A 21,876-nucleotide genomic window follows, 5' to 3' on the forward strand; every position below is an offset into this window, starting at 1 on the left:
TTAAATCATTGCAAGAAACTCTTGCTCGCTAATCATCGTTATACCCAATTTCTCTGCTTTTTCAAGTTTAGACGGTCCCATTTTATCACCACGGATCAAATAGTCAGTCTTACTAGAAATAGAACTAGAGTTCTTACCACCGTTATCCTCTACCAGCTTCTTTAAATCATTTCTAGACATTTCGAAAACACCTGAAATCACAAAACTTTTACCAGATAACTTGTCAGTCTGGCCTTCTAATTGCTCTTCACTCAATGCAAATTGTAGACCAGCATTTTTTAAGCGTTCTACTATCGCCATTTGATCCTCATTCTGGATGAACTCCACTAGAGATTGAGCAATACTTTCTCCTATTTCTGGAACAGCGGTTAATTCTTCTATTTTCTTATCTGCGGCGCTCGAAACATCAGCAAACAAATCGATAGAAGTCTTTTCTGGTTCTGCTGGCATATTAAATAACGAGTCAATATTTTTATAATGTTTAGCTAGTTTTTTAGCTATTGTTTCGCCTACATATCTAATCCCTAGCCCGAACAGCACACGCTCAAAAGGCACTTGCTTACTAGCCTCTATTCCATTAATCATATTCTCGGCACTTTTTTGTGCCATGCGTTCTAGCGGTAAAACCTGCTCCACCGTTAGATCGTACAAATCTGCATAGTTGTTGATGAAACCTGCGTCGACTAACTGACCTACAGTCTCTGCTCCTATCCCATCAATATCCATCGCTTTGCGAGAAATAAAATGCTCAATCCTACCTTTCACTTGTGGTGGACAGGCCATGTCGTTAGGACAGTAATGCTTTGCATCTCCTTCGTTACGAACTAACTCTGTATTACATTCTGGGCAGTGCGTAGCATAAACCGTAGGAGTGGAATTTTCTGGTCGTTTAGCTAAATCTACAGCAACTATTTTAGGAATGATCTCACCACCTTTTTCTACATATACCTCATCGCCTACTCTTATATCTAGTTTTTCTATCTGATCTGCATTGTGAAGGCTTGCACGTCTTACCGTAGTTCCAGATATTTCTACAGCTTCTAGATTGGCTACTGGTGTGATAGAGCCAGTACGACCTACTTGATAGGTAATTTCCTCTAGTCTCGTCGATACTTGCTCAGCCGCAAACTTATAAGCCATCGCCCATTTAGGAGCTTTGGCAGTAAAGCCTAACTCATCTTGTTGATCAAGCGAATTCACTTTTATCACAACACCATCGGTTTCATATGGTAGCTCTTTGCGAGCTACATCCCAGTGATTGATGTACTCAAATACTTCTTCTATGGAGTTGACTAATCTACTTTCTTGAGGTGCTTTAAAACCCCATTTTCGCGCAAGCATTAAAGAATCAAACTGACTTTTTACTGGTAGATTTTCACCAGCAAGTTGATATAGCAAACAATCTAATGGTCTTTTTGCCACCTCAGCACTATCCTGTAGTTTCAAGCTACCACTAGCCGTATTACGTGGATTGCGATATAAATCCAGTCCTTGCTCTGCACGTTCTTCATTCATTTTATGAAATCCATCCCAAGGCAATACAATCTCACCACGTATTTCAAACTTCTCAGGAACATCGTTTCCTTTTAATTGTAGCGGCACAGACTTAATCGTACGCACATTTGCCGTGACCTCATCACCTTGATTTCCATCACCACGAGTTACAGCTTGAACAAACTTTCCGTATTCATAATGCAAACTTATGCTAGCACCATCATATTTAAGCTCGCAAGTATACTGAATTTCGCCATCTACTATTTTTTTGATACGCGTTTCCCAATCGCGCAAATCCTCTATGGAATAAGAATTATCTAGCGAGTACATGCGATTGATATGCTTAACGGTATTGAAATTTTTAGTGACCTCACCACCTACACGTACAGATGGACTGGTCGCGTCATAGAACTCTGGATGAGCAGCTTCTAGCGTTTTTAATTGCTCCAGTTTCTTATCAAACTCAAAGTCTGATATGGTAGGATTATCGTTAACGTAGTAATTATAATTGTGCTCGCGCAACTCATCACGCAAGGATTGTATTTGTTCTTTTGGACTCATAGAAAATGTGCTATCTTCTGCTCAAATTTTAAGATTCTAAAATACGATAATGAGCGCTAGATTTCTAATTCTTTGTAGTTTGATATTAACACTGTTTTCATGTGCTGAGCCTCAGGTAAAATTATTAAGTCCGTCCATTATTCCTGCACCTCAATCCTTACAAGTAAATGCTGGACACTTCACTATTAATGAAGAAACTACACTGAGTAATAATGATGACTTTACAGCTTCCTATAACTTCCTGAACAACTTTCTAGAACACGCATCAGGTCGCACTTGGAAAACAAAATACAGCGAGACTAACTCAATAATTCTGGAATACGATGACAGTATTTCATCAAAAGAAGGATATTCGATTGAAAGTAACGAGCATAATATAACTATAAAAGCCAGTACCGATGCAGGTGCATTCTATGCCGTTCAATCCCTCATACAATTAATGCCGGTAGATCTAAATAACACCACCGAAATTCATATTCCAGCAATCACGATAAAAGATGAACCACGTTTTAAATATCGTGGTATGCACCTCGATGTGTCACGACATATGTTTGATGTAGAATTCATCAAAAAATACATAGATGCGATGGCCATGCTCAAAATGAATAACTTTCACTGGCACCTTACAGATGATCAAGGCTGGCGCATTGAGATTAAGAAATATCCGCGATTACAAGAAGTAGCCGCTTATCGTGACAGCACTTTATTGGGTCATTACAACGACACACCACATCAATATGACGGTGCAACATACGGTGGTTTTTATACACAAGAAGAAGTTCGTGAGGTGATCGCTTTCGCGAAAGCGAGACACATCAACATTATCCCAGAAATAGAAATGCCAGGTCATGCACAAGCCGCCATCGCCGCCTATCCAGAATTGGGTTGCACAGGTGATAATATCCAAGTTGCTATGAAATGGGGCGTTTTTGAAGACATCTACTGCCCTAGCGAAGAAACTTTTACATTCCTAGAAAACGTACTGGACGAAGTGATGGAATTATTTCCATCCAAATACATTCACATAGGTGGCGATGAAGCACCGAAAACCCAATGGAAAACAAGCGATGTCGCTCAACAAGTGATTAAAGAAAATGGATTAAAAGACGAGCATGAATTGCAATCCTATTTTATCCAGCGCATGGAAAAATATTTGAACTCAAAAGGTCGACAAATCATAGGATGGGACGAGATTTTAGAAGGTGGACTCGCACCTAATGCTACAGTAATGAGCTGGCGTGGCACCAATGGAGCTGTCGAAGCTGCAAAAGCCAGGCATGACGTGATCATGACGCCGACATCGCACGCTTATTTTGACTATTATCAAAGTGAAAATGATGATGAACCACTAGCGATAGGCGGATTTTTACCGCTTGAGAAAGTGTATCATTTTAACCCAATTCCAGTAGAACTAAACGATGAAGAAGCTATTCATGTTTTAGGAGTTCAAGGAAATGTATGGACAGAATATATGACGACCAGTGAGCAAGTAGAATACATGGCTTTTCCACGCATGCTGGCGATGAGCGAAGTTGCATGGAGTGCAGACGAAAATAAAAACTATGACAGTTTTATAAATCGCGTGGAATATTTTCATAAACGATTAGATGAGATGGATATCAACTATGCCAACCATTTATATGAAATTGAAGGAACCTTAAATGAAAATCAAGCATATGAGTTAAGCACCAAAACTATCGGAAAAGAAATAAGATTTACAACTGATGGATCTGAACCTGACTCATCTTCTACGGTTTATGAATCTCCTATTCCTTTTACTGCAGATATGACTTTAAAAGCTCAAGTTTTTGATGATGATGAACCACTCGGTCATTTATTTACTCAAGAACTCCATTACCATAAAGGTGTAGACGCGACAATTAGTATCAATAAAGCGCCACATAAATCTTATCCCGGAAGTGGTGCTAATGGATTGATCAACGGAATTAAAGGAAGTGACTCTCGATATGGCGATAGTGAATGGTTAGGATTTTGGGGAGAAGACATTGAGATTGACCTTAGTCTTGATGCTGTATGTCATTGCAAAACAATTACTCTGAGATTTAATAATTCAAACGGACAATGGATATACTCGCCAAGAGAAGTGTTTTTAAAATTAAGTGAAACTGAAGAACCTATCAAACACGAAATTATTGAATTAAATAGTTCATTAATTGAATATACTTTCAATTTTCCAATTCATAGGAAATTTAGAGATTTTAAACTTATCATACCCAACTACGGCACCATTCCAGACGGCCATCAAGGCGCTGGAAATAAAGCTTGGACATTCATCGACGAAATCATCATCAAATAGTATGTTACTAGAAATCTGCGCATCCAATTATCAAAGTGCTCTCAACGCTCAAAAAGCTGGTGCACATCGCATAGAATTATGCAGTGAGTTAGGTACTGGTGGCATTACACCTAGTTATGGATTGCTTAAAAAAGTAATGGAAGAATTGAATATTCCAGTCATGGTATTGATACGTCCACGTTCTGGGAACTTTGTTTACAGCAATGCCGATTTTGATATCATGAAACGTGATATAGAGCTATGTAAAGAACTAGGTTGTGCTGGAATAGTTTGTGGTGTATTGACTGCAGATTTCAAAATAGACATCAGACGTACGAGTGAATTGATAGAACTCGCCAGACCATTACCTTTTACCTTTCATAGAGCTTTTGATCATATCACAAATCCAGAACAAGCTGTTGTGGATTTAGTGAATTTAGGTGCAAAACGTATCCTTACTTCTGGACAGCATTCTAAAGCTATTGACGGAATAGAAAACTTAAAGCGTTATCAAGAAATCTCAAGTAATGAGTTAATCATCATGCCTGGTGGTGGGATTAATGCTGGTAATTGTTCCGTTTTCGCGAAAGCAAATTTCAAAGAAATTCACGCTAGTGCAACAGAAATCATCCAACAAACTAACGAAGAAAAAGTTCCTATGAATTCGCCTAAATTTCTTCAAGAAAACATAGAAGTGATTTCTAATTCAGAGAATATAATGACCATCCTTAAAAACCTTGAAAATGAGGATTAGTTTATTATTAGTTTTAGTGATATTCATAAGCTCTTGTAAAGAAGAACGTCCTAATGTAGAACGCCAGTATTTAGAGAGCAACTGGTCGCTATTAAAAGAAGCCGACTATAGTTTGATATCAGATTCGGCTCAAATTCCATCTACAGTTCATAAAGAATTGTTGCCTTTTATAAAACATCCTTTTCGAGGAAATAATGAAGACCGTTTGCAATGGATTACAGAAGAAGACTGGATTTACGAAACGGTTTTCACAGTTGATAAAGCAACACTTGCCAAAGAACATATTACCTTAAATTTTGAAGGAATAGACACCTATTCCAGTATTGAACTTAATGGCCATGATATTCTAAAAACAGATAATGCTTTTCTTAATTGGTCAATAGATGTAAAACTATTTGTTGAAGAAGAAAATGAGCTTTATGTTACAATCAAGTCACCACTAGAAATAGAAGCACAAAAAGCAACATTAAATCCATACACCTTACCAGAAGGAAACCGAATTTATACACGTAAAGCTCAATATCAATATGGTTGGGATTGGGGACCTGAATTGAACACTATGGGAATTTGGAAACCAGTTTATCTTGAGGCTTATGATAATTTTAAAATCGATGATGTTTACATCAAACAGAATTTTGTACAAGATTCTACAGCAAATCTAACGGCACAAATCAAGCTCTCTGATAAGCGCACAGAATTACTACATTATAAAATCAAAGTCAACGATAGCCTTTACTGGGAACAAGATTATCAGCCCAAGGCTCAAGAAGATGAGTTTGAAATCCATTTTGAAATTCCGCAAGTGCAACTATGGTGGCCACACAACATCGGTGAACCTTATTTGTATGATATCGAAGTTTTGGTTTCTAAAGAAGGTAAGCTTATTGATTCTCAAAAGTTGAAAACCGGAATACGCACCATAGAGCTTGTCAACGAGCCAGACGAGCACGGTGAAAGCTTTTATTTTAAAGTCAACGATGTGCCCGTTTACATGAAAGGTGCTAATTACATTCCGCAAAACTCGATGCAGGATCTGGTTACTGATGATCATTATGAAAAATTGCTGAGTGATGTCAAGGAAGCTAACATGAACATGCTACGCGTTTGGGGCGGCGGCATTTATGAGAACGATATTTTTTATGAAAAATGTGACGAAAAAGGCATCCTTGTTTGGCAAGACTTTATGTTTGCTTGTGCGATGTATCCTGGTGATGCACGCTTTCGCGAAAGCGTAACCAATGAAATTACTCAACAAATCACTAGGTTGAGAAATCACAGTAGTATTGCGCTGTGGTGTGGTAATAATGAGACTAGTGAGGCGTGGCACAATTGGGGCTGGCAAGAAGGAAGATCTCAAGCCGAACGCGATAGTATCTGGGAAGATTATCGAGCCGTATTTCAAATTGCAATGCCTAAATATGTGAGCGAACTTACCAAAGAGCCTTACTGGGAAAGCTCGCCAGAATACGGTCGTGGGAATCCTAAATATGAATTTGAAGGCGATGCACATGACTGGCGCGTGTGGCATGACGCATACCCATTTGAGCATTTTGAAGAGCACGTGCCTCGATTTATGAGTGAGTTTGGTTTTCAGTCTCATCCATCTTATGAGGCGATACGATATATTAATAAAAATGGAACGGTTAATATCCAATCAGAGGACTATGCCTCGCATCAAAAACACGCTCGTGGAAATGAATTGATAAGAGAATATATGGAACGTGATTTCCCAGTTCCTACAAACGATAGAGATTATGTGTATGTAAGTCAGCTATTACAAGCTTATGGAATGTCCAAAGGTATCCAAGCGCACCGTCGAGCTAGACCTTATAACATGGGAACGCTATACTGGCAACTCAACGATTGCTGGCCTGCAGTAAGCTGGTCCAGTATCGATTATTTCAGTAATTGGAAAGCCTTACATTATCAAGTGAAGCGTGATTTTGAGAATGTGTTGATTAGTAATGTAGTGGAAAATGATACATTGAAAACTTATGTGGTAAATGATAATATGGAAACTGAGGTTGGAGACTTTGAAATACTCTTTAAAGACTTTTATGGGAAGGTCTTGTATAGAAAATTTGAAGATAGCAGCACCGCATTTGTTGATGCTGGTTCTAGTGAATTAGTAAACTCAGTAGATTTAAATAATGTCAATATAGATTTTAGTGAGGTTTATGTGGTTACTAAATATGGTAATAAGGAAGTGATTTCTTTTTTGGAAAAGCCGAAGGATTTGAAGTTATCACATGCTGAAATATCAATCGATTATAGAAAAGAAAAAGATAAATTCATAATCAACGTAGAGTCTAATGTCTTTGCAAAAGATGTTTTCCTTTACACTAAAACTAAAGGCCATTTCAGTGATAACTTTTTCAACTTAGAACCTAATAGCAAAAAGACCATCAGCTTTGAGACTGATAGTGATGAAGAGCCTGATTTTAGGTATAAGACTTTGAATGGGTTGATGAAGAATTAAGCCAATGCTAAGTTCCGTCTTGCGCAACTGACATTACCAAAAACTTGTCATTCTGAACTTGTTTCAGAATCTGACGGTAATGAAAACCTAAGACTTGTATGAACTAATAGCCTTATACCGCTGTAATTAGGAGACGCTGAAATAAATTCAGCGTGACAACTTTTAATTAAGGTCCATTTTCAAATTCAAGTTGAAGTTCATTCTCTCCAACACTTCATCATTCTATAATTCCCATTCAAATCTTTATAAACTTCAGATTCAAAACCTAGCTCTGTAGCTAGCGCTTTCATTTCTTTTGGTAAGTATTGATTAATTTCAAAGTATAGAATTCCGTTAGGTTGTAAAGCGTTTTTAGAAAGTTCCATAATTTTACGATAGAAAATTAATGCCTTATCATCTTCTACAAAAAGCGCTAGATGTGGTTCATTTTCTAATACGTTATCATGTATCTCCTTCTTCTCTAAATCCCTCACATACGGTGGATTGCTCACGATGACATCATATTTCTCAGGCAATTCATCTAAAGCCAAGACATCTTGCAGAATCGTTTTTACTGGAGTTTTTATATGATTTGCATTTAATTGAGCAATAACGAGTGCTTCTTCAGAAACATCCATCAATGTGATTATACAATCAGGCTTTGCTGCTTTAAGTGATAATCCTATACATCCAGTTCCTGTTCCTATGTCTATAATATTCAAATAAGTTTCTGCTTTATGATCCTTGATGATCATATCAACCAGTTCTTCTGTTTCCTGACGCGGAATCAACGTATGTTCATTAACCATAAACTCATGACCATAAAAATGAGCTTTTCCGGTGATGTATTGAACAGGTTTTGAAGTACGCAGTTCTCTTAAAGACTTTTGCAATATTTCTTCTTGAAGATGACTCAGTTCTTCTCGATCCTTGATCATAAAATCAGAGCGTGACCAGTTCAATAAGTCTTCACAAACGATTTGAAGAATGCTGTGGATCTCATTTTCTGGATATATTGGAGCCAGTTGTTCTTGATAAAGGGATTTTACTTGATTCAATGTCATTTTGTAAAGGTAAATATGATATCTGGTATTAAAACATTAATTCAATAATAACAGCTTTGTTCATTTTTGCCATTGCCGCAAAAACGAACCAAAAAAGTCTAGGCTGTGGAACACCTGTCTAAAAATTTCAATGTGCTCACTAAGGAAAACACCAAGATCTATGAATTACAAAATCTTGGACTAGAAAACATATCTGGCAATTAATTATTATTGAGAGATTCTTTTCCTTTTAACGTTTCACACATTATCATTTTTTACAACAGACTTTCCAATGCCTTTTTAAAAACTATCATTTTATTATTAAAAATCAGTTTTTACTTTTTTGGCTGTCCATCTTTCCCATGGGGAGCATTATTTTGATCGATTCCTTCTTTAACAGATCCACCTATATCAATGAGGCTCCAGATAAAGGAACCAATTTTTATGAGTGGCCAAAATAAAATTCGTAAAAGTATTTCTGCCATATCAGAATTTTAAAAGCATTTGCACCGGACAAGAGAAATGACCTGTATCACCTAATGGACCATCAAGTAATTTAAAACCAACGTGTTTGTACAATCCTTGAGCGTCATACATATTATCCATAGTCTCTAAGTAAACACTTTCAAATTGTAATTCTTTGGCGCGCTCTAGGCAAGTCATCATCATTTTCTTTCCGTATCCTTTACCACGTACTTCTGGTTTAAAATACATTTTTTGAAGTTCGCTCACATTACCATTATAATTATCTAATGGTGCAATTCCAGCGCCACCTACCACTACTCCATCAACTTCTATCACATAGTAAGTTCTGCGAGGTTTTTGATATTGTTCATACATCGTTTGTGTTGCCGCATCGCTGTAAGCGGTTCCTATTTTAGGAGCGCCATGTTCTAAAATAGAGGCTTGGATAATCTCTTTGATAGCTTGGTTATCTTCAGGAAGAATTTTGCGAATTTTCATAAAGCGAAGTTAGAAATATGAGCTTCAATTTTATTTAATAAATTCTAAAAGATTTCAGCCCTAGAAATTAATTAGACAAGTTTGCGCTGAATTTATGGAAGTGCTAGGTGTAATTAATCGTATTTATTTAAATTTTCAAAACTGAACTTTGATTACGATTGGACATGCTCAATGTGACAACACTCTACTCAATCTTAAAGTTTAATACTGAGCTTTAAATTTAAGTTTAAGTATAAGTTTAAATTTTTATTAGTCACTTACCTTTGCTATAGATGACTACAGAAGAAAAATACATGCAACGCTGCTTGCAACTGGCGCAAAATGGATTGGGAACGACGTATCCTAATCCGCTAGTAGGAAGCGTGATTGTTTCTGAAAATGATGAGATTATAGGTGAAGGATGGCATCTCAAATCTGGAGAACCGCATGCTGAGGTAAACGCTGTACGCGATGCAGAAAAAAAGGGTTATGATGAAGACGCTTTCGCGAAAGCGACAATATACGTCAATCTAGAACCATGCTCACATACTGGTAAAACACCACCATGTGCATCAATGATCGTCCAAAAAGGCTTTAAAAAAGTAGTCGTAGGAACGCTAGATCCGCACGATAAGGTAGCGGGAAAAGGTATTGCGACTATAGAAAAAGCTGGAATTGAAGTCGTAGTAGGCGTCTTAGAAAATGAATGTAACGAACTCAATAAGCGATTCTTCACGTTTCACAGAAAACAACGTCCCTACATCATCTTAAAATGGGCCGAAACCTCTGATGGATTTATTACACCAGAAACTAAGAACGAACAAAAACCAGTATGGATTACTAATCCATATTCTAGACAACTATCGCATCAACTGAGAGCCCAAGAAAATGCGATTTTAGTAGGCGCTAAAACAGTTATCGATGACAACCCATCGCTTACCTGTCGCGACTGGTCGGGCAATAACCCGACTAGAGTCATACCAGACTCAAGAAACAGCATCACATCTGACTATCAAGTTATGGATGATGCTGCGGTCACTTTAAAACTTGAACTCAGTTCTTCTGACACGCTAGAGATTCTCAATAGTCTTTATCAAAATGACATTCAATCTGTTATTATAGAAGGAGGAACTACTACCATTCAATCATTTATTGATGCTGGTTTATGGGATGAAGCTTATCAATTTATGGGAACTGATGTTCTTTTTCATCAAGGTTTACAAGCTCCTGTTTTAAGTGGTGATTACTCAATGCTTTCTAGAAAAATGATAGCAAACGATGTGCTTAAAATATATAGAAAAAAATGATTTGGCTCGTTTTAAGTATTACGGTTTCAAGCTTTTTATATGTGATTTTTAAATACTTTGAAGTATTTAAAATCAACACACTACATGCTATAATCATTAATTATATAGTGGCTTGTATTACTGGTTTTGTTGCTTATGGTAGTATACCAAATTTTGAGCAAATTATAAATGCAGACTGGTTGTATTATGCCCTATTTTTAGGAGCTCTGTTTATCTTCATCTTCAATATTATGGCACTTACCAGTCAAAAGAATGGACTGTCGGTAGCTGCCGTCGCAGGTAAAATGTCACTGGTTATACCGGTTATTGCAGGCATATGGCTCTATGACGAGTCCATAGGCTGGATGAAAATAATCGGAATCTTACTTGCTCTAATCTCTGTTTATTTGACCTCTGTTAAAACAAAAGATGGCATACAGCTAGATAAACGATTACTTATATTTCCAATCATATTATTCCTAGGTAGCGGTATAATAGACACCACACTTAAGTATGCCGAAAAGATGCATGTGCCAGATGGCGAAGAACCTCTTTTTAGTTCGATGTGTTTTGCAATGGCTTTTATAATAGGAATTATAGTTCTTATTTATGAAGCTTCTCAAAAACGTTTATTGACTATGCGCAGTATAATTGGCGGAATTGCTTTAGGAATACCTAACTATTTTTCTATTTATTTCATCATTAAAACTCTTAAAAACGGAATGGAAAGTAGTGTGGTTTATCCTATAAATCACGTGGGAACAGTACTCTTCACATCTTTGTTAGGTATTGTCATTTTTAAGGAAAAACTGATTCCTAAAAATTATATAGGAATAGTGGTAGCCATTGTAGCTATTGTGATGATTGCTTTCGCGAAAGCGTAAAAAAAAAGCTTCCCTGTTAAGAAAAGCTTTTAATATAATAAAGTTGGTATTGCTTATTGTCTTTCAAAATCTGCAAACCCATCAATTAAAATCTCTATGGATGCACCACCAGTAGTTTGCGTAGATAACCCATTGATATCAATTGATAAATCTGTGGTATTTAAAGTGGTAATAGTTAGTGTTGTAGTATCATCAAAAGGAGTCACATTACTAGGTGATGCGCTATTGAATCTTAATATGTCACCTGTAACGGTATAGGTCCCTAAGTCGTTAAAAGTATTAGTTTGATTACCTTGAGAAACACCTTGATTAATCACTTCAAACTCTAGATCACCCGTTATAGCGTATGTTCCGTCTGCATTAAAGGTCATTATAGCATTGGAACTTACATATTCAACAGAAGCTGTTATTGATACTGGTGTACCGGAAACAGTAGTTGTCGTTGTAGTATTAGTTTCTACATCTGTATATAACCAGTTACCGACGATTAATGTAGCATCTACACTACCGCCGCCTGTTCCACCTGCAACAGGATTTAACCCTGGATCAAGAGCCTCAGTATCACAACTTGTTAAGGCTATAATTGAAATTAAGATGGCAAATAACTTTTTCATTTTTTGATTTTTGGGTTACATTGCAAATGAAATAGATTATCACGTTAAAACTAACATTCAACTATTCTTTACCATAACTTTAACATTGGCAGATTCTTACAAAACCATTATCAAACCAACTGACGAAATCCTTTTTAAGGAAAGAGGCAGCAAATTTTACGGATATGCATTTCCTTTAAAAAGTGACGAAGAAGTGAATGATCTTATCGCGACATTGCGCAATAGACATCCTAAAGCTGGACATCATTGTTATGCATGGAAACTAGGAGCTGACCATCATAACTATAGAGCAAATGATGATGGTGAGCCCAGTCATAGTGCTGGCGACCCTATATTAGGTCAGATAAATTCTTTTGAGTTAAGTGACCTGTTAGTAGTCGTTTCAAGGATTTTTGGAGGTACTAAACTAGGTGTAGGTGGTTTAATAAGTGCATACCGAGAAACAGCAAAATTAGCTCTAGAATCTGCAGATGTAAGATTACGTACCATTACAGCGGCTATAGAAATTAGTTTTGAATATCCACAAATGAGTCAAGTCATGCGATTTATAGACGATGGTAAATACAGCATAATCTCTCAAGATCTAACGGCAAGTTGTATCATAACTATTGCGGCACCTATGTCACAACAAGAACATATAACTGCTGTAATCAATAAAATGTATCCTATTAAAGCAAAAGCAATGGATTAAGGCACCATCCATTGACCATCCCAATTATTTTCTCTTTTAAATAATGCTCTTAAATGATTAGGTCGTTTAAGTTGTAGCACTTCCCATTGATCGGGAACAAATTGTAAAGGAAGAAAATGATTTTCCTTGCGCACTGTGTAATCGACATTATCGAGATTAGATATAGAAGTTCCAGGTATGGAACAAGTCGTGTAATCTTTAATAGCTTTTTCACCTACCTTTTGAAATAATCTTTTAATTTCACTGGGATCGTCTATAGGATATAAATTACCATTAAGTTTAAGTTGCAACATTTTTTTAGGATGATAAGCAAGTAAGCAGGCTTGAGAGTTATTTGCTAATTGATGTACTTTACTAGTACGGGAATCTGTGAAAATGATACAATCGAGATTATCGTGAATTTCCCTAAGGACAATAGTGCGCGATTGAGGCATATCCTTTTCATCGACTGTTGATAAGGTTAAGTATTTAAATGGATGATTGCGTTTTATAAGCGCGTTTTTAAATTCGGCTTTCACTTCTTTAAAAAAATTATCTAACATATCAATAGCATATATTGTAACGATTAATGAATCTTCTTTTTTTAATACTAATCTAAATCATTAAACAATAAATTACACGCTTCAAGAAAATCTGAAAGAGGTTTCATAGGTCTAAAATTAGCGGCATTTGTGAATACTAAAGTTAAATCTGCGGTAGCACAAATCACACCGTGTTGATTAACAATTTCATACTCAAACTCCACTCTAGTTGTAGGAGGTTTCTTAAGGGTGGTTTTGACGGTAATTTCCTCTCCAAACTTCATCGGACTTTTATACTTAATATCGATTTGATACACCGGTAAAAGAACTTTATTTTCTTCCATTAGTTTATAAGAGAACCCTAGAGTATCTAGCCAATCAAGTCTTGCTTGCTCCATGTAAATCAAATAGTTAGAATGATGAATAATTCCCATTTGATCTGATTCTGCATATCTGGTAGTAATTTTTGTAAGTGTACTCTTCATTCTACTAATTAATTTTTTTGTATATTAAGTGAGTTGAAAAAATGAAGATTTACTTGCAACAATATTTTAGATAAATCAAACACTTTTCTAGTTTTTTTTAAGGTTTTTTATTCACATATTTGTCATCGATTAGAAAGAAGCATTTTGTCCTCATTTTCCACTTTTTTAATCCCACAATCTTAATCTTTAAAAGTAATTTATTTTATGGCATCGACGGCAGCATCGGTATGGGAAAATTGCCTACTATTTATAAAAGATAATATAAATCCTCAAGCCTACAAAACCTGGTTTGAACCTATTAAACCTGTAAAATTAACAGAGACTGCATTAAGTATACAGGTTCCTAGTCGTTTTTTTTATGAATGGTTAGAAGAACATTATATTAAGTTATTAAAAACAGCTCTTACACGTGAGCTAGGTGAAGGCGCTAAATTAATTTATGCGATTAAAATGGAAAATACCTTAAAAGGTATGGAACCATTTACTGAAAAGATACCAAGTAGTAATCGCTCTATACAGTCTTCCCAATCTGTAGATGCGCCAGTAAGAAGTAAAAGCCCTGAATTAAAGAATCCATTTATTATTCCTGGAATAAGAAATGTAAAAATAGAATCTCAATTAAATCCATCTTATAATTTCGATAGTTTCCTAGAAGGTGATTCTAACAGGCTTGCACGTAGTGCTGGTATGGCGGTTGCAAATAAACCTGGAGGAACCTCTTTTAACCCTTTACTTATTTTTGGTGGTGTAGGATTAGGTAAAACTCACCTTGCCCATGCAATAGGTGTAGGAATTAAAGAAAATTATCCGGACAAAACAGCGCTTTATATCAGTGCCGAAAAGTTCACACAACAATACATTGAATCCGTACGTAAGAATAATAGAAACGATTTCATACACTTCTATCAGATTGTAGATGTGCTTATCGTTGACGACATACAGTTCTTTGCTGGTAAAGCAAGTACACAAGATGTATTCTTCCATATTTTCAACCATTTACATCAAAATGGTAAACAGGTCATTCTTACTAGTGATAAGAAGCCTGTAGACATGCAGGATATTGAGCAACGTTTACTCTCTCGTTTTAAATGGGGACTTAGCGCAGAGCTTAATCATCCGGATTATGAAACTAGGGTTTCTATCATTAAGAATAAACTATATCGCGATGGTGTAGAAATGGATGATGATATTATACATTATCTAGCTGACAATATTAAAACTAACATACGTGAATTAGAAGGTGCTATTATTTCATTAATTGCTCATTCTTCTTTTAACCGTAAGGATATTACTATTGATCTTGCCCGTAAGATTGTAGAAAACTATGTTAAGAATACTAAACGTGAGATTTCTATAGATCAAATCCAGCAAGTTGTAAGTGATTATTTCCAGATGGATGTTGAAACTTTACAGTCTAAAACCCGTAAACGCCATATCGTTCAAGCTAGACAGTTGGCTATGTACTTCTCTAAGAAAATGACTAAAGCTTCACTAGCTAGCATAGGCTCTCAAATAGGGAAACGTGATCACGCTACAGTACTTCACGCTTGTAAAACCGTAGATAATCTTGCTTCAACAGATAAGCAATTCAACAAATATGTTGAAGATTTGAGTAAAAAACTAACTAATTAAAAACTAGTGATGAGTAAGACGTCCATTTTAATGGTCTGCTTAGGTAACATTTGCAGGTCTCCACTTGCCGAAGGTATCATGCGTTCAAAACTTAACTTTACTAAGTTTGATATTGATAGCGCTGGAACTAGTGGCAGTCATCGTGGACAAGCTCCAGATAAAAGATCCATAGCCGTTGCAAAAAAGAATGGACTAGACATTTCTAGCCAGGCCAGTCGTAAATTAGTGGTAGAAGATTTAGAAAATTTTGACTACATATTTGTAATGGATAATTCTAATTACAGAGATGTTATAGCACTTGCACAAAACGATGAGCAACGTGCTAAAGTTCACAAAATTCTAGATTGGGCCTTTCCTAATGAAGATCTTGATGTACCTGATCCATACTATGGTGGCGATAGTGGTTTTGAAAATGTATATCGCATGCTTGATCACGTAGGTGATGTAGTCGCTAAAAAGCTGCAATCCTAAAACATAAAAATTAAACCTATTTCCTAAACAAACGCTCTAATGTCGATCGCTTATCTACTTTCTTAGTATGCGTTTCTTCAAAAGAGTTGATGAAATAGACCTCTTTAGGTATTTCATATTTATCTAATACCGTAAAAGCCTTTTGTACATCAGACTCCTTACCTTCTACTATCAAGATGACTTTTTCACCTAGATCTTCATCATTCATTCCAGTGATAAAAAAGCGTTGAGCGATGTGCGCTGCCATCTTTTGCTCCACCATATCTGGATGAATTTTTATTCCGCCAGTATTGATGACATCATCAATACGGCCTAGTATTTTAAATCTATAATCGTCAATCAATTCAACAATATCGTTAGTACCCAAATTATTAGATCCTAACGACGGTGCATTAATTACTAAACAATCCCTTTTATCTTTTGAAAAACTAATATCACCTACTGCGGTATATTCGCTTTCAAACTTTGGATACAACTGTTTAATCGCTACATGAGAAGCTGTCTCTGTCATTCCATAAGAGTGAAATGCTTTAGTATGTTTGTGTTGTAAGTCATCAATAAGTTGAGACCTTATTGCAGCTCCACCTATTAATACCATTTTAGTTTTATGGATATTCTTTAATGATTTTTTCACCTGCATAGGTGTCATTGCTGTAAAATCATAACGTTTTTCTGCCTTTTTCAGTGGATTTGAATTAGGTTTCACTAAGTCTATTTCCCATCCCAACATTAACGCACGTACCATCATCATTTTACCAGCGATATAACTTAATGGTAGACAACATAAAGCCTCTGTTCCTGGACCTAGATAAAAATGTTCACCAGTCATTATTGCACTATTAATCATGTGCTGTTTGTTCAACTTATATTGTCTAGGTGAACCTGTAGAACCACTTGTAAAAACAGTCATCACATCAAAATCATCCAACCAGTTTAATAGAAAATCGCCTACTTCTTTCTCCCATTCTGTGCCTTCTTTTACATAAGAATAAGCGACAATCATAACTCCTTGATGATCAAGATGACGACCATTAAGCTTAAACGTTGGATGTATTTTAGGAATCATTTATGATGCGTTTAAATTATCAAATTCTTCTTTAGAAAGCACTTTGCCAAAAAGCTTTTCTTTCCAATTAGACCATTTATAAATCTTAGCTAAAATCCACAAAATTATTGGATAACCTATAACGATAGGTAACATATCTGCAAGACCAAAACTAGGTTGTGAAACATCTAAGAAAACAGAGTCTGTTTGTATAGCTGTCCAAGTTGATGTTACCATAAGTGCCGCAGTAATGTTATTTGCCGCATGAAAACCTAAAGCAAGCTCAAGACCTTCATCCATTAAGGTCATGGCACCTAGCAATAAACCTGTACCTATATAAAACACCATTACCTCCATACCTAGTTTTTCTACCTCTGGATTTGCAGCATGCATAACACCAAATAATACAGAAGTAAGTATAAATGGAACCCATCTCGTTTTAGTTAGTATCCCTAGGCCTTGTAAAAGCTGACCACGAAATAAATATTCTTCAAAACTAGTTTGAAATGGAAACAATAAAAACGACACTACAACTAGTGGTATAAACTTTGACCAATTTAAATTATATTCAAAATTTTCTGGCGCACTATAAACGCTCAATAACATGGTTGCGACAGAAATGGTTGCCCAAAAGAGAAACATAAAGCCAATACGCTTCCAATCTATTTTTTTTCTGCTCGTTGTTAACGATGTTATTGATTGTTGATGTATATACTTAACCCAAACAAATATGGAGACTAAACCAACTACAAAAGTCAATAGGTTCACAATAAGAAAAGGCATTTTCCCCATCATTTCAATCATTTGCGCCATAATCTCTTCTACAGATTGACCTTGCTCTTCCACAAGCATTTGAGTAGAAAAATAATTAAACACCATAAACAGCATGAAGCCTACCGGAATTAAAAAGAAATTCCACACTCCTAGATTACCTTTATATCCTTGTTCTATATACATTCTTATAAATTTAAACTCTTAGTATCCCATATTGAGATATCGTTACATTTTAAAGTGCCATTTTTTATTTCTAATGGCGCCTCAATATTATTAGTATATAAACCACCGGTCCCTAATCCTTGTGGCATCAAATTACCTAAAGTATAAGTAAATTGAGCGATGGCATTAAGCCCTACATTAGATTCTAGTGCACTGGTCATCCACCAGCCAGCATTATTATTTCCAGCTATGTTAATCCATTCTCTACAACTTTGAAATCCACCTACTAGCGCTGGTTTTAAAATGATATACTGTGGTTTTATGGTTTCTAAACAACGTTGTTTTTCTTCGGTATGATATAAACCTATAAGCTCTTCGTCTAGGGCAATATCTATAGGTGATTGTTGACAAAGTGACGCCATCTCTTGCCATTGACCTTGCTTTATAGGCTGTTCAATACTATGCACTTGATACTTAGCAAGTGCATCTAATTTCCCCATGGCATTTTCAGGTGTAAAAGCTCCATTTGCATCTACTCTTATAGTTATCTCGCTTTCGCGAAAGCGAGACCGCACAGCATCTAGCAATTCTAATTCTTTATTAAAATCTATGGCTCCTATCTTAAATTTTATACAGTTAAAACCACTAGCTAACTTTTCTTCAAGCTGTCGCATCATAAAATCTTGATCACCCATCCATACTAATCCATTAATATTAATGGTATCCATACCTTCCGTAAATAGCGATGGAAAAAGTGTAAATACATCTGATGATTGCAGGGATTTGAGCGCCATTTCATAGCCAAATAAAATAGATGGCCATTCCATTAAGCTATGATATAAATCTGCCGGCTTTAGATGAATGTTATCACACAACCATTGCAACTTACCTTCATAGCCAGGTCGATCATCTATAGATAATCCTTTAAATAAATTACATTCTCCGATGCCATATTTATCGCCATTTGATAGATACAAGAAATAGGTTTCTTTAATGCGTAAAACACCTCGAGAGGTACCAGCCGGACGCTTAAATTCTAAAGTATACTTTTTAAATTGAGCTTGCATTCCTGCAATATAAACATCATAATATGGAGTTACCTATTGCTTTAATAAAATTTAATACTGTGATTTAAAATTTTCATCACGCAACCTATCGAGTAGTTATGCATCTATTTGATAACCAATCAAAAAAGCCATGATCAAAAAAATACTCGTCATTTTAATAGGATGTATTGCTACCGTTGCGATGGCTCAATGTCCACCTGGCAATATCATATTAGAAACCCAAGCAGATGTAGATGCATTTCAATCTAACTATCCCAATTGCACTCAAATATTAGGTGATTTATACATAGGTAGTTATTCTACATCCTCATTTAGCAACATTAATAATTTAAATACTCTTAACGGGATTACCTCTATAGCAGGTAGACTACAAATTTCTCAAGTAGATCAACTTATTGATTTAAGTGATTTAATTAACTTAAACAGTTTAGATTCATTATGGATCTCACAGAGTTACTTATCGAGTTTAAATGGCTTACAAAACCTAACCGCATTAGAAAATTTAAGGCTTTTCAATAATCATACGAGTGATTTTAGTGCTTTAAATCATCTGACGTCTCTTAATCAATTAAGAATTGCATTTGATGAAGTATTAGTTGATCTCAGTGGTTTTGATCATTTTACAAACATCAATTTTATTGATATAAACAATAACCGTCAACTCACAAGTATTAACGCTTTTCAAAATTTAACAGGTGTCCCACCATTTACGACACCTAGTATACAAATAGATGATAATCTCGTATTAACCAGCTTAAATGCATTTCAAAATGTGCAAGTACTCTCAAATTTAGAAATCAATGGCAATCCCATGCTATCTTCTATAAATGACTTTAGTAATTTAATACAGGTCAATAGAATTAGAATATACGATAATGGCTTGATAAGCATGAATAATGCGTTCTCTAGTCTGACTACCATCAATAGCCTACTTACAATAGGTAATAATTTTAGCATGACTTCTTTTGATGATTTTAATGCACTAACGAGCATTCAAAGCATCACATTCACTAACAATAATAGTCTTCAAAATTTCACTGGGTTTAATAATCTAATCAACGTAAATTCAGTAAACGTTTCGTCAAACCTAGCTTTAACGCAATTCAATACATTTCAAAACATACTACCACTTCAATATGTAAACATCTCTAACCATCCCGTTTTAAGTAATATCAACGCTATAACAAATGCTGACTTTACATTACTAAATAGCTTGAGAGTCGCAGATAATGATCTTCTCTCAACTTGTAACGTAACTAGTATATGTCAATATCTCAATTCTAATAATGCAAATGCTGAGATAAGGGATAATGCTCCAGGTTGTAATTCTACTCTTGAAGTCGCTGCTGGATGTAATTTAAATGTAATAAGTGGTAGCGCATATTATGATTTAAATGGCAATAACATCTTTGACTCAAGCGATCTTCCTGTTCAGAACATTAAAATTACTAGCGATAATGGAACAGAAACTTTTACTACTTACACACGTCAAAATGGCTCTTATGATAATTTCACTGATGATGGCTCTATAAACACCACTATAGACGCTGTTTCCAACTTTACTTTTGCGCCAGCCAGTCACAGTTCAACATTTAGTGGTGTAGGAAATCAAGATATAAATAGAAATTTTGAAGGCTCTGTTATAAATGCTTTTAATGATGTGTCTGTTCAAATTATTCCTACTAATGCAGCAAGACCTGGATTTGAAGCTCGCTATAGATTAATTTTAAAAAATGAAGGAACACAAAGTTCATCTGGAGTAGTAACCGTTAACTATGACGCTACTAAATTAACTTTTAACAGCAGTAGTGTGACTGCGATTAATCAAACTACTGGGTTAATAACCTTTAACTATAACAACCTCAACTTATTTGAAACTAGAATCATACAGCTACAATATGATGTGGCTTTACCACCTACTTTAATAGGTGGCGAAATTCTAGATTTCAATGCTCAAATAACACCTTCAATTGCAGATATTGATACTACTGATAACAATAATGTCCTTTCTCAAACTGTAGTAAATTCTTATGATCCAAATGACAAAACAGTTTTTGAAGGCAATGAGATACTACCTAATCAGATAAATGAATACCTACATTACCTCATTCGATTTCAAAATACTGGAACAGCAAGTGCTATTCATGTAAAAGTTACCGATACACTTTCTAACAACTTGGACTGGGACACTTTTGAACCTATAAATATGAGTCACGATGTAGGTGAGGTTCATATTAGAAACAAAAGATTTATAGACTTTGACTTTCCTAATATCAACTTACCAGATAGTACTGCAAATGAAGCGTTAAGTCATGGATACATTTATTACCGCATTAAACCAAAGCAAAACATAGTGATAGGCGACCAAATGGAAAATACGGCTCACATATTTTTTGACTTTAATGAAGCTATTGTTACAAACACTACTGTTACCACATTAGTACAAACTCTTTCTGGAAATGATGAAGAACCTTTAGGAATAAGCATTTATCCTAATCCAGTTAAAGAAACCCTAGTTTTAAAAACTGATAAAGAGATTGATTCAATTTCAATTTATAATCTTCAAGGACAGGAATTGATAAAGACCAATTCCAAAAACATTAATGTTAACAATTTAAATTCCGGTATTTACCTTATAATCATTCATTCCAATAGTCAATCTCAGTCACTAAAGTTCATAAAAAACTAACCAAAGA

19 protein-coding genes are annotated in these 21,876 nt (G+C 35.5%); 9 read left to right on the plus strand and 10 right to left on the minus strand.

Annotated features, from left to right (window positions below; genetic code table 11):
• Positions 1 to 2,055: an NAD-dependent DNA ligase LigA gene (ligA, locus tag R1T42_RS06790; RefSeq protein WP_317291788.1), complete on the minus strand. Its 2,055-nt coding sequence runs from the start codon at positions 2,053 to 2,055 to the stop codon at positions 1 to 3.
• Between the two features lie 49 nt (positions 2,056 to 2,104).
• Between ligA and R1T42_RS06795 the strand changes: the two genes are divergently transcribed.
• From R1T42_RS06795 to R1T42_RS06805, 3 genes are read left to right on the plus strand one after another with little or no spacing between them, the layout of a single operon-like run.
• Entirely contained in the window at positions 2,105 to 4,372 is a 2,268-nt protein-coding gene (locus R1T42_RS06795; RefSeq protein WP_317291789.1) for a beta-N-acetylhexosaminidase, read from the plus strand.
• Between the two features lies 1 nt (position 4,373).
• A complete protein-coding gene (locus tag R1T42_RS06800; protein WP_317291790.1) occupies positions 4,374 to 5,105 on the plus strand; it encodes a copper homeostasis protein CutC in 732 nt (243 codons plus the stop codon).
• Positions 5,095 to 7,584, plus strand: coding sequence for a beta-mannosidase (locus R1T42_RS06805; protein ID WP_317291791.1), 2,490 nt, complete (start codon positions 5,095 to 5,097; stop codon positions 7,582 to 7,584). Before R1T42_RS06800 ends, R1T42_RS06805 begins: the two co-directional genes overlap by 11 nt.
• 197 nt (positions 7,585 to 7,781) lie before the next feature.
• Here R1T42_RS06805 and prmC read toward each other — a convergent pair whose 3' ends face one another.
• The 3 genes from prmC to R1T42_RS06820 form a co-directional block, all read right to left on the minus strand.
• Positions 7,782 to 8,627 carry a peptide chain release factor N(5)-glutamine methyltransferase gene (gene prmC, locus R1T42_RS06810; protein ID WP_317291792.1) on the minus strand — a complete coding sequence of 282 codons (846 nt, stop codon included), beginning with the start codon at positions 8,625 to 8,627 and terminating at the stop codon, positions 7,782 to 7,784.
• A 314-nt stretch (positions 8,628 to 8,941) separates the two neighbouring features.
• The gene (locus R1T42_RS06815; protein WP_317291793.1) at positions 8,942 to 9,091 is read right to left on the minus strand and encodes a hypothetical protein; all 150 of its coding nucleotides are present in this window, start codon (positions 9,089 to 9,091) and stop codon (positions 8,942 to 8,944) included.
• 1 nt (position 9,092) lies between these two features.
• Entirely contained in the window at positions 9,093 to 9,569 is a 477-nt protein-coding gene (locus R1T42_RS06820) for a GNAT family N-acetyltransferase (protein ID WP_317291794.1), read from the minus strand.
• A gap of 272 nt (positions 9,570 to 9,841) precedes the next feature.
• Here R1T42_RS06820 and ribD point away from each other — a divergent pair, with 272 nt between their 5' ends.
• Together ribD and R1T42_RS06830 are read left to right on the plus strand one after the other, a co-directional pair.
• Positions 9,842 to 10,855 carry a bifunctional diaminohydroxyphosphoribosylaminopyrimidine deaminase/5-amino-6-(5-phosphoribosylamino)uracil reductase RibD gene (ribD, locus tag R1T42_RS06825; RefSeq protein WP_317291795.1) on the plus strand — a complete coding sequence of 338 codons (1,014 nt, stop codon included), beginning with the start codon at positions 9,842 to 9,844 and terminating at the stop codon, positions 10,853 to 10,855.
• Entirely contained in the window at positions 10,852 to 11,718 is an 867-nt protein-coding gene (locus tag R1T42_RS06830; protein ID WP_317291796.1) for an EamA family transporter, read from the plus strand. Before ribD ends, R1T42_RS06830 begins: the two co-directional genes overlap by 4 nt.
• A gap of 53 nt (positions 11,719 to 11,771) precedes the next feature.
• Here R1T42_RS06830 and R1T42_RS06835 read toward each other — a convergent pair whose 3' ends face one another.
• Positions 11,772 to 12,332, minus strand: coding sequence for a hypothetical protein (locus R1T42_RS06835; RefSeq protein ID WP_317291797.1), 561 nt, complete (start codon positions 12,330 to 12,332; stop codon positions 11,772 to 11,774).
• An 85-nt stretch (positions 12,333 to 12,417) separates the two neighbouring features.
• Here R1T42_RS06835 and R1T42_RS06840 point away from each other — a divergent pair, with 85 nt between their 5' ends.
• Complete coding sequence (locus R1T42_RS06840) at positions 12,418 to 13,023, plus strand: IMPACT family protein (protein WP_317291798.1); 606 nt, start codon at positions 12,418 to 12,420, stop codon at positions 13,021 to 13,023.
• On the opposite strand, the gene R1T42_RS06845 is transcribed toward R1T42_RS06840, so the two are convergent.
• Positions 13,020 to 13,565, minus strand: coding sequence for a pyridoxamine 5'-phosphate oxidase family protein (locus R1T42_RS06845; protein WP_317291799.1), 546 nt, complete (start codon positions 13,563 to 13,565; stop codon positions 13,020 to 13,022). The genes R1T42_RS06840 and R1T42_RS06845 overlap by 4 nt on opposite strands.
• 47 nt (positions 13,566 to 13,612) lie before the next feature.
• Positions 13,613 to 14,029 (minus strand): acyl-CoA thioesterase, encoded by a 417-nt coding sequence (locus R1T42_RS06850; RefSeq protein WP_317291800.1) that lies wholly within the window; start codon positions 14,027 to 14,029, stop codon positions 13,613 to 13,615.
• A gap of 204 nt (positions 14,030 to 14,233) precedes the next feature.
• On the opposite strand from R1T42_RS06850, the gene dnaA reads away from it, so the two are divergent.
• Both dnaA and R1T42_RS06860 read left to right on the plus strand, forming a co-directional pair.
• A complete protein-coding gene (gene dnaA, locus R1T42_RS06855) occupies positions 14,234 to 15,661 on the plus strand; it encodes a chromosomal replication initiator protein DnaA (protein WP_006795565.1) in 1,428 nt (475 codons plus the stop codon).
• A 9-nt stretch (positions 15,662 to 15,670) separates the two neighbouring features.
• Positions 15,671 to 16,132 carry a low molecular weight protein-tyrosine-phosphatase gene (locus R1T42_RS06860; protein WP_317291801.1) on the plus strand — a complete coding sequence of 154 codons (462 nt, stop codon included), beginning with the start codon at positions 15,671 to 15,673 and terminating at the stop codon, positions 16,130 to 16,132.
• Positions 16,133 to 16,148: 16 nt separating this feature from the next.
• On the opposite strand, the gene R1T42_RS06865 is transcribed toward R1T42_RS06860, so the two are convergent.
• Genes R1T42_RS06865 through R1T42_RS06875 form a run of 3 tightly spaced genes read right to left on the minus strand, consistent with a single transcriptional unit; the run spans position 16,149 to position 19,180 of the window.
• Entirely contained in the window at positions 16,149 to 17,198 is a 1,050-nt protein-coding gene (locus R1T42_RS06865; protein ID WP_317291802.1) for an AMP-binding protein, read from the minus strand.
• Positions 17,199 to 18,134 carry a CPBP family intramembrane glutamic endopeptidase gene (locus tag R1T42_RS06870; RefSeq protein ID WP_317291803.1) on the minus strand — a complete coding sequence of 312 codons (936 nt, stop codon included), beginning with the start codon at positions 18,132 to 18,134 and terminating at the stop codon, positions 17,199 to 17,201.
• Between the two features lie 2 nt (positions 18,135 to 18,136).
• Positions 18,137 to 19,180 carry an o-succinylbenzoate synthase gene (locus R1T42_RS06875; protein ID WP_317291804.1) on the minus strand — a complete coding sequence of 348 codons (1,044 nt, stop codon included), beginning with the start codon at positions 19,178 to 19,180 and terminating at the stop codon, positions 18,137 to 18,139.
• Positions 19,181 to 19,310: 130 nt separating this feature from the next.
• Here R1T42_RS06875 and R1T42_RS06880 point away from each other — a divergent pair, with 130 nt between their 5' ends.
• Positions 19,311 to 21,869, plus strand: a complete 2,559-nt coding sequence (locus tag R1T42_RS06880) for a DUF7619 domain-containing protein (RefSeq protein ID WP_317291805.1) — start codon at positions 19,311 to 19,313, stop codon at positions 21,867 to 21,869.
• Positions 21,870 to 21,876 lie beyond the last annotated feature (7 nt).

It is taken from the genome of Nonlabens ulvanivorans, from assembly GCF_032922765.1.
Lineage (GTDB): Bacteria > Bacteroidota > Bacteroidia > Flavobacteriales > Flavobacteriaceae > Nonlabens > Nonlabens ulvanivorans.

Excerpts from the sequence above, each read along its gene's own strand:
- ligA (WP_317291788.1), bottom strand. The coding sequence starts at position 2,055 with ATGAGTCCAAAAGAACAAATACAATCCTTGCGTGATGAGTTGCGCGAG.
- R1T42_RS06795 (WP_317291789.1), top strand. The coding sequence starts at position 2,105 with ATGAGCGCTAGATTTCTAATTCTTTGTAGTTTGATATTAACACTGTTT.
- R1T42_RS06800 (WP_317291790.1), top strand. The coding sequence starts at position 4,374 with ATGTTACTAGAAATCTGCGCATCCAATTATCAAAGTGCTCTCAACGCT.
- R1T42_RS06805 (WP_317291791.1), top strand. The coding sequence starts at position 5,095 with ATGAGGATTAGTTTATTATTAGTTTTAGTGATATTCATAAGCTCTTGT.
- prmC (WP_317291792.1), bottom strand. The coding sequence starts at position 8,627 with ATGACATTGAATCAAGTAAAATCCCTTTATCAAGAACAACTGGCTCCA.
- R1T42_RS06815 (WP_317291793.1), bottom strand. The coding sequence starts at position 9,091 with ATGGCAGAAATACTTTTACGAATTTTATTTTGGCCACTCATAAAAATT.
- R1T42_RS06820 (WP_317291794.1), bottom strand. The coding sequence starts at position 9,569 with ATGAAAATTCGCAAAATTCTTCCTGAAGATAACCAAGCTATCAAAGAG.
- ribD (WP_317291795.1), top strand. The coding sequence starts at position 9,842 with ATGACTACAGAAGAAAAATACATGCAACGCTGCTTGCAACTGGCGCAA.
- R1T42_RS06830 (WP_317291796.1), top strand. The coding sequence starts at position 10,852 with ATGATTTGGCTCGTTTTAAGTATTACGGTTTCAAGCTTTTTATATGTG.
- R1T42_RS06835 (WP_317291797.1), bottom strand. The coding sequence starts at position 12,332 with ATGAAAAAGTTATTTGCCATCTTAATTTCAATTATAGCCTTAACAAGT.
- R1T42_RS06845 (WP_317291799.1), bottom strand. The coding sequence starts at position 13,565 with ATGTTAGATAATTTTTTTAAAGAAGTGAAAGCCGAATTTAAAAACGCG.
- R1T42_RS06850 (WP_317291800.1), bottom strand. The coding sequence starts at position 14,029 with ATGAAGAGTACACTTACAAAAATTACTACCAGATATGCAGAATCAGAT.
- dnaA (WP_006795565.1), top strand. The coding sequence starts at position 14,234 with ATGGCATCGACGGCAGCATCGGTATGGGAAAATTGCCTACTATTTATA.
- R1T42_RS06860 (WP_317291801.1), top strand. The coding sequence starts at position 15,671 with ATGAGTAAGACGTCCATTTTAATGGTCTGCTTAGGTAACATTTGCAGG.
- R1T42_RS06865 (WP_317291802.1), bottom strand. The coding sequence starts at position 17,198 with ATGATTCCTAAAATACATCCAACGTTTAAGCTTAATGGTCGTCATCTT.
- R1T42_RS06870 (WP_317291803.1), bottom strand. The coding sequence starts at position 18,134 with ATGTATATAGAACAAGGATATAAAGGTAATCTAGGAGTGTGGAATTTC.
- R1T42_RS06875 (WP_317291804.1), bottom strand. The coding sequence starts at position 19,180 with ATGCAAGCTCAATTTAAAAAGTATACTTTAGAATTTAAGCGTCCGGCT.
- R1T42_RS06880 (WP_317291805.1), top strand. The coding sequence starts at position 19,311 with ATGATCAAAAAAATACTCGTCATTTTAATAGGATGTATTGCTACCGTT.